Below are 6,969 nucleotides of genomic sequence, written 5' to 3' on the forward strand. Positions count from 1 at the left end.
GCCGGCACGGCCGCGGCGTTCTCGGTGGCTCCATCGCAAGATCGTCAAGCAAGGCCCTGCGGGCCTTATCGCAGCCTCGCGGGCTCGGCAGCGGCTACAGGAATGGGTGTAGCCGCTGCCGCAGGCTGCGATCGGTTGGCACGGCCGCGGCGTTCTCGGTGGCTCCATCGCAAGATCGTCAAGCAAGGCCCTGCGGGCCTTATCGCAGCCTCGCGGGCTCGGCAGCGGCTACAGGAGTGGGTGTAGCCGCTGCCGCAGGCTGCGATCGGCCGGCACGGCCGTGGCGTTCTCAAGGCCCAGGCAGATCTGTCAGCCCAACGACGTGCCCAGGCGCCAGTAACCCATCAGGGTCAGGTTGCGGCGTTCCTGGCCACGCTCGTTGATCAGGTGGCGGCGAATGCTCATCACCGTGGCGGACTCGCCGGCCACCCAGGCATAGAAGCTGTTGTCGGCCGGCGTGGCGGTCTCCCAGGGACGCTGTTCCTCGTCGCCCTCGCGCAGCTTGATCGGCCGCTGTGCCGTGTTGGGCGGCGGCAGCTCGGCCAGCTCCCGGGCGGCATGGATCAGGGTTTCGCCATGCTGGGCGCCCAACAGGTCCCGCGGCAGCCAGTTGAGCCGGGTCTGGGGGTTGCAGCGCAGGTCGATGCAGTCGCTTTCGTGGGGCACTTCGATAAACGCCTGCACGTCCGGGTAATCCGGATAGGCCTGCAGCTCCTCGAGAATCCCGGCAATGGCCGGCAGGGCGGTTTCATCGCCCATCAGCAGCACTTTGCGGATCCCCGCCGGCGGCATCCATTCATAACCGCCGGGGTCGCCGCTGTAGGCCTTGTTCGGCACCACCATCTGCAGGCGGTCGCCGGGCCGGGCGTGGGTGGCCCAGCTGGACGCGGGGCCGTTGATTCCGTGCAGCACGAAGTCCACATCCAGTTCCGCCGGTTGCAGGCGCAGGGCGCGGATGGTGTAGGTGCGCATCGGTGGCCGCTGCTCGGCCGGCAGCTTGCGCCGGGCGGCGTGCCAGTCGCCTTCCACCGGCAGTTGCGGAACGCTGCCGTCGGCCCCGGGGAACAACAGCTTGATGCGCTGGTCCGGGGCCAGGGCGCGGGCCTGGGCGATGTCCTCGCCGGCGAACACCAGGCGCACCAGGGACGGGCTGAGGACGATGCGGTGCTTGAGCTCGACGTTGATCACCCGGTAGCCCTTGGGTCTGGGCCGGTCGATGCCCGTCAGTTTGCGCAAGCCTTGGGTGAGGATGTCGGTCAGCGATTGGGCGGAGGACATGGGCGGATACCTGTGCAAGGGGGGATAAGCAAGGAACGAAAGGCGGCGGGTCCGATTTAGCGTCGGCGCCGCTGGTCGGCGGCTCCTGGGCGGCGCCGGGGGAGGGTGGCTGGCGTGGCGCGCGGGGTTAATTTTCCCGGGCCTTCATCCGTTCCGTAGGGATGACCGAGCCAATGCTCGATACCCCACAAGCAAGTACGGATGCCCCCCGATGAATGCCGAAGACTCCTTGAAGCTCGCCCGTAGATTCATTGAACTGCCGCTGGAAAAGCGCCGGCTGTTCTTGAAGGCTCTGGACAAGGAAGGCGTCGACTTCTCTCTGCTGCCGATTCCCGCGGGGGTCGCTGTGCCTGAGCGCCAGGCGCTGTCCTACGCGCAGCAGCGCATGTGGTTTCTCTGGCAACTGGACCCGCAGAGCGCGGCCTACAACCTGCCCAACGCGGTACGCCTGAGCGGGCCGCTGGATCGGGCGGTGCTGGCCCGGGCCTTCGACTGGCTGCTGGAGCGCCATGAAAGCCTGCGCACGGTGTTCCGCCTGGAGCAGGACGAGCCGCGGCAGGTCGTCCTGGCGACCCAGGTGAGCATCGATTACCAGGACCTGAGCGACCTCGACCCCGCGCAGCGCGAAGCCAGCGTACGGCAGCGGGCCGACGCCGAGGCGCGCCGGCCCTTCGATCTACAGCAGGGGCCGCTGTTGCGGGTCTGCGTGTTGGGGCTGGGGGAGCAGGAGCACGTCATGCTGCTGACCTTGCACCACATCGTCGCCGACGGCTGGTCCATGGGCGTGCTGATCGAGGAGTTCCTGCAAGCCTACGACGCCCTGCTCGAGGGCGAGGTGCCGAGCGCGCCGGCCCTGCCGATCCAGTACCGCGACTACGCGCTGTGGCAGCGCAGCTGGCTGGAAGCCGGGGAGCAGGAGCGGCAGCTGGCGTACTGGCGGGCCAAGCTCGGGGACGAACACCCGGTGCTCAGGCTGCCCACCGATCATCCGCGCCAGGCCCGTTCCAGCCGCCAGGGGCGGCGCCTGGACTTCGAGCTGGCGCCACCGTTGGCCCAGCAACTGGGTGCCCTGGCGCGACAGCAGGGGGTGACCCTGTTCGCCGTGCTGCTGGCAGGTTTCAAGCTGCTGCTGGCACGCTACAGCGGCCAGCAGGATATCCGCGTCGGCGTGCCGATCGCCAACCGCACGCGCCAGGAAGCCGAAGGGCTGATCGGCTTCTTCGTCAACACCCAGGTGCTGCGCAGCGAGTTGAGCCCGCATTTGACGGTGGAGCAACTGCTGGCCGATATCCGCGAGACCACCCTGGGGGCGCAGGCCCATCAGGAGCTGCCTTTCGAACGCTTGGTGGAGGCCCTGCAACTCGAGCGCAGCCTGAGCCACAGCCCGCTGTTCCAGGTGCTCTACAACCACCAGCCGCAGGTCACCGAGCTGGCCACCCTGCGCAGCCGTTCCGGGCTCGAAGTGCAGGCCCTGGCGCGCAACGAGCGCACGGTGCAGTTCGACCTGACCCTGGACACCTTCGAACGCGGCGGCCTGCTGCAGGCCGCCTTCACCTATGACTGCCAGCTGTTCGAGGAACAGACCGTCGAACGCATGGCCGGCCACTGGCAGAACCTGCTGTGGGCGATGGTGCGTGAGCCGCAGTCGGCGATCGCCGAACTGCCACTGCTCGACGCCGAGCAACGCCAGGCTACCCTGGCCCAGGGGATTGGTGCGCCTGAGGCATTCGCCGCCGTTTCGGTGCTCGAGCTGTTCGCCGAGCAGGTGCGCGTGCGGCCCGAGGCGCCGGCCCTGGTGTTCGGCGAGCAGTGCCTGAGTTATCGCCAGCTGGATCAGCGCGCCGCGCGCCTGGCCACGGCCCTGGTGCAACGTGGCGTGGGCCCCGAGGTGCTGGTGGGCATCGTCGTGGAGCGCTCGCTGGAGATGGTGGTGGGCCTGCTGGCGGTGCTCAAGGCCGGCGGCGCCTACGTGCCGCTGGATGCCCAATACCCCGAGCAGCGCTTGAGCTACATGCTGCACGACAGCGGCGTTGCCCTGCTGCTGAGCGAGACCGCGGTGCAGGCGCGGCTGCCGCTGGCGGCCGGGGTCAGCGTGCTGTTGCTCGACCAGTCGGACAGCTGGGCGCCGGCCAGCGATTCGCAGGCGTCGCTGCCACGGGTCGAGGCCGGGCACCTGGCCTATTCGATCTACACCTCCGGTTCCACTGGGGCCGCCAAGGGCGTCACCATCACCCACGGGGCCCTGGCCAACTACGTGCAGGCGATCCTGGCGCGCCTGCCGCTGGGGGCCGCGCGCAACATGGCGGTGGTCTCGACCATCGCCGCCGACCTGGGGCATACCACGCTGTTTGGCGCCCTGTGCTCCGGCAGTTGCCTGCATGTGATCGACCTGGATACCGGCCTGGATGCCGAGGCCTTTTCGGCCTACCTGGACGCCCGGCAGATCGATGTACTGAAGATCGTCCCTTCGCATTTGCAGGCGCTGATGAGCGGCGCGGAGCCGGCTCGCGCCCTGCCAAGGCAGTGCCTGGTGCTGGGCGGCGAAGCCTGCCCGGCGACGCTGGTCCGCAAGGTTCGGGCCCTGGCGCCGCAGTGCGCGGTGTTCAACCACTACGGCCCGACGGAAACCACGGTCGGCGCCCTGACCATGGCTGCCGCTGACGTGGACCAGGCCCTGGCGGTGGTGCCCCTGGGCCAGCCGCTGGCCAACGTCCGCGCCCGGGTGCTGGATGCTTCGCTGCAACCCGTGGCGCCCGGCACCCCGGCCGAGCTGTACCTGGGCGGTGCCGGCCTGGCGCGGGGTTACCACCGCCGGCCGGCATTGACCGCCGAGCGTTTTGTTCCCGACCCTTTCAGTGCCGACGGGCAGCGGCTGTACCGCACCGGTGACCTGGCGCGCTACCTCGATGGCGGGGTCATCGATTACCTGGGGCGCATCGACCATCAGGTGAAGATTCGCGGCTACCGCATCGAACTGGGGGAAATCACCGCGGCGCTCAAGCAGTTGCCGCAGGTCGAGGACGCCGTGGCGCAGGTGGTCAGCGTGGCCGACGAGCCGCAAGTGGCGGCTTATGGGGTGCTGGCCAAGGCCAGCGCTCAGGAGCCGGAAGCGGCCTGGCAGGAGATTCGCCGGCAACTGGCGGTGGCGCTGCCCGACTACATGCTGCCGATGCATTTCGTGGCCCTGGAAGGCATGCCGTTGACCGCCAACGGCAAGCTCGACCTGCGCGCCTTGCCGCCGGTGCAACCGCAGGCACCGGTGGCCGCATACGTCGTGCCGGTCAGCGAGTTGCAACAGCAAATCGCGGCGATCTGGCAGGACGTGCTCAAGGTCGAGCGGGTGGGCCTGAGCGATAACTTCTTCGCCCTGGGCGGGCATTCGCTGCTGGCCACTCAGATCATTTCCCGGGTCCGCCGGTTGCTGGCGGCGGAGGTGCCGCTGCGGGTGCTGTTCGAGACCGCGCGCCTGGATGAGTTCGTCGAGCAGGTGCAGGCCTGCGCCGGCGCCGGTTCGCTGTCGCTGATCGAGGCGCTAGGGCGTGATGAGCCATTGCCGGCTTCCCATGCCCAGCAGCGGCAATGGCTGTTCTGGCAGATGCACCCGCAGAGCACCGCCTACCACACGCCGATCGTGGTCCGGCTCCAGGGTGTGCCGGACCGGCAGGCGTTGCAGCACAGCTTCGACGCCCTGGCGCTGCGCCATGAAGCTTTCCGCACCACCTTTACCCAGCACCAGGACAGCCTGTGCCAGGTGGTGCACCCCCAGGGTGAAATTCCCCTGGCCTGGGAGCGCCTGGCCCCGGGCCTGTCCCGCGAGGCGGTCGAGGCCAGGGCCCTGGAAGAAACCCAGGTGCTGTTCGACCTGGAGCACGGCCCCCTGTGCCGGGCCCGGGTGCTGCAGATCGCCGAGCAGGAGTGCCTGCTGGTGGTGACCTTGCACCACATCATTTCCGATGGCGCCTCCATGAGTGTGCTGGCCCGGGAATTCGTCGCCCTCTACCGGGGGTTCATCCAGGGGCAGGCCCCGCAGTTCGATGAATTGAGCGTGCAGTACGCCGACTACGCCAGCTGGCACCGGGCCTGGCTCGAGCAGGGCGAGCAGCAGCGGCAACTGGAGTACTGGCGCGAGCAACTGGGGCTGGAGCACCCGGTGCTGGAACTGCCGGTGGACCATCCGCGCCAGGCCCTGGTGAGCCATCGCCAGGAGCGCCTGGGTTTGCGTCTGCCGGTGGACCTGGAGCAGGGCTTGCGGCGCCTGGCGCGCGAGCACGACATGACCCTGTTCCAGCTGTTCCTCGGCTCGTTCGCCCTGTTGCTGCACCGCTATTGCGACCAGCCCGATATCCGTATCGGCGTGCCGGTCAGCAACCGTCGCCACCAGGAAATGGAAGGCGTGATGGGCTTCTTCGTCAACACCCTGGTGATGCGCGTCGAGCTGGCGCCGAGCCTGGCGGTGGGGCAGTTGCTGCGTCAGGTCAAGGCCACGGCCCTGGCCGCCCAGGCCCATCAGGACCTGCCGTTCGACCGCCTGGTGGATGCGCTCAAGCCGCAGCGCGCGCTGGATCAGAACCCGCTGTTCCAGGTGATGTACAACCACCTGAGCATTGCCGGGGAAAGCGCTGACGGCGCCAGCCTGCCGGGCCTGCACGCCGAGGAAATGGTCCTGCAGGGCGGTACCGCGCAATTCGACCTGACCCTGGAAACCCTGGAAACCGACGCTGGGATCAACGCATCGTTCATCTATGCCGGTGAGTTGTTCGAGGTGTCGACCGTCGAAGGTTTAGCCGATCACTGGCGCAACCTGCTGCAAGGCATGCTCGAACCGCAACAGGCGATTGGCGAGCTGGCGATGCTGGGCCGGGAGGAGCAGGGGCGGATTCGCCAGGATTGGGATCACACCCAGGTGGTCTATCCCACCAACCGTTTCGTCCACCAGCTGTTCGCCGATCAGGCAGCCAGGGCGCCAGAGGCACCGGCGGTGTTCTTCGCCGAGCAGCGCCTGAGCTATCTCGAACTGGACACCCAGGCCAACCAGCTGGCGCACAAGCTGATCGAGCTGGGGGTCGGCCCGGAAGTCCGGGTGGCCATCGCCATGCCGCGTTGCGCGGAAATCATGGTGGCCTTCCTCGCCGTGCTCAAGGCCGGTGGGGTTTATGTGCCGCTGGATATCGAATATCCCCAGGACCGCCTGCGCTACATGATGCAAGACAGTGGTGCCTGGCTGTTGTTGACCCAGAGCCATTTGCTGGATCGCCTGCCGATCCCGGACGGGTTGCCGACCCTCAGCGTCGAAGGCGCGGCTGATTTCGCGGCGTACCCGACGACCAGCCCGCAGGTGGAACTGGCCGAGGAAAACCTCGCCTACGTGATCTACACCTCCGGTTCCACCGGCCTGCCCAAAGGCGTGGCGGTGTCCCACGGTCCGCTGGCCATGCACAGCCTGGCCACCGGCGAACGGTATGAAATGAGCCCGGCGGACTGCGAACTGCACTTTATGTCCTTCGCCTTCGACGGCTCCCACGAAGGCTGGATGCACCCGCTGATCTACGGCGCCAGCGTGCTGATCCGCGATGACAGCCTGTGGTCGCCGGAATTTACCTACGAGCAGATGCACCGTTATGGCGTCACCGTCGGTGTGTTCCCGCCGGTGTACCTGCAACAGCTGGCGGTGCACGCCGAACGCGACGGCAA

2 protein-coding genes are annotated in these 6,969 nt (G+C 68.0%); one reads left to right on the forward strand and one right to left on the reverse strand.

The window, feature by feature from the left end:
• Nucleotides 1-309 precede the first annotated feature (309 nt).
• Nucleotides 310-1,278 carry a siderophore-interacting protein gene (locus tag J4D28_RS25200; RefSeq protein WP_038633927.1) on the reverse strand — a complete coding sequence of 323 codons (969 nt, stop codon included), beginning with the start codon at nucleotides 1,276-1,278 and terminating at the stop codon, nucleotides 310-312.
• A gap of 211 nt (nucleotides 1,279-1,489) precedes the next feature.
• Here J4D28_RS25200 and J4D28_RS25205 point away from each other — a divergent pair.
• On the forward strand, nucleotides 1,490-6,969 hold a 5,480-nt coding region (locus J4D28_RS25205), incomplete at its 3' end, for a non-ribosomal peptide synthetase (protein WP_207246468.1).

The sequence above is a fragment of the Pseudomonas sp. GW531-T4 genome (genome assembly GCF_017349615.1).
GTDB lineage: Bacteria > Pseudomonadota > Gammaproteobacteria > Pseudomonadales > Pseudomonadaceae > Aquipseudomonas > Aquipseudomonas chlororaphis_I.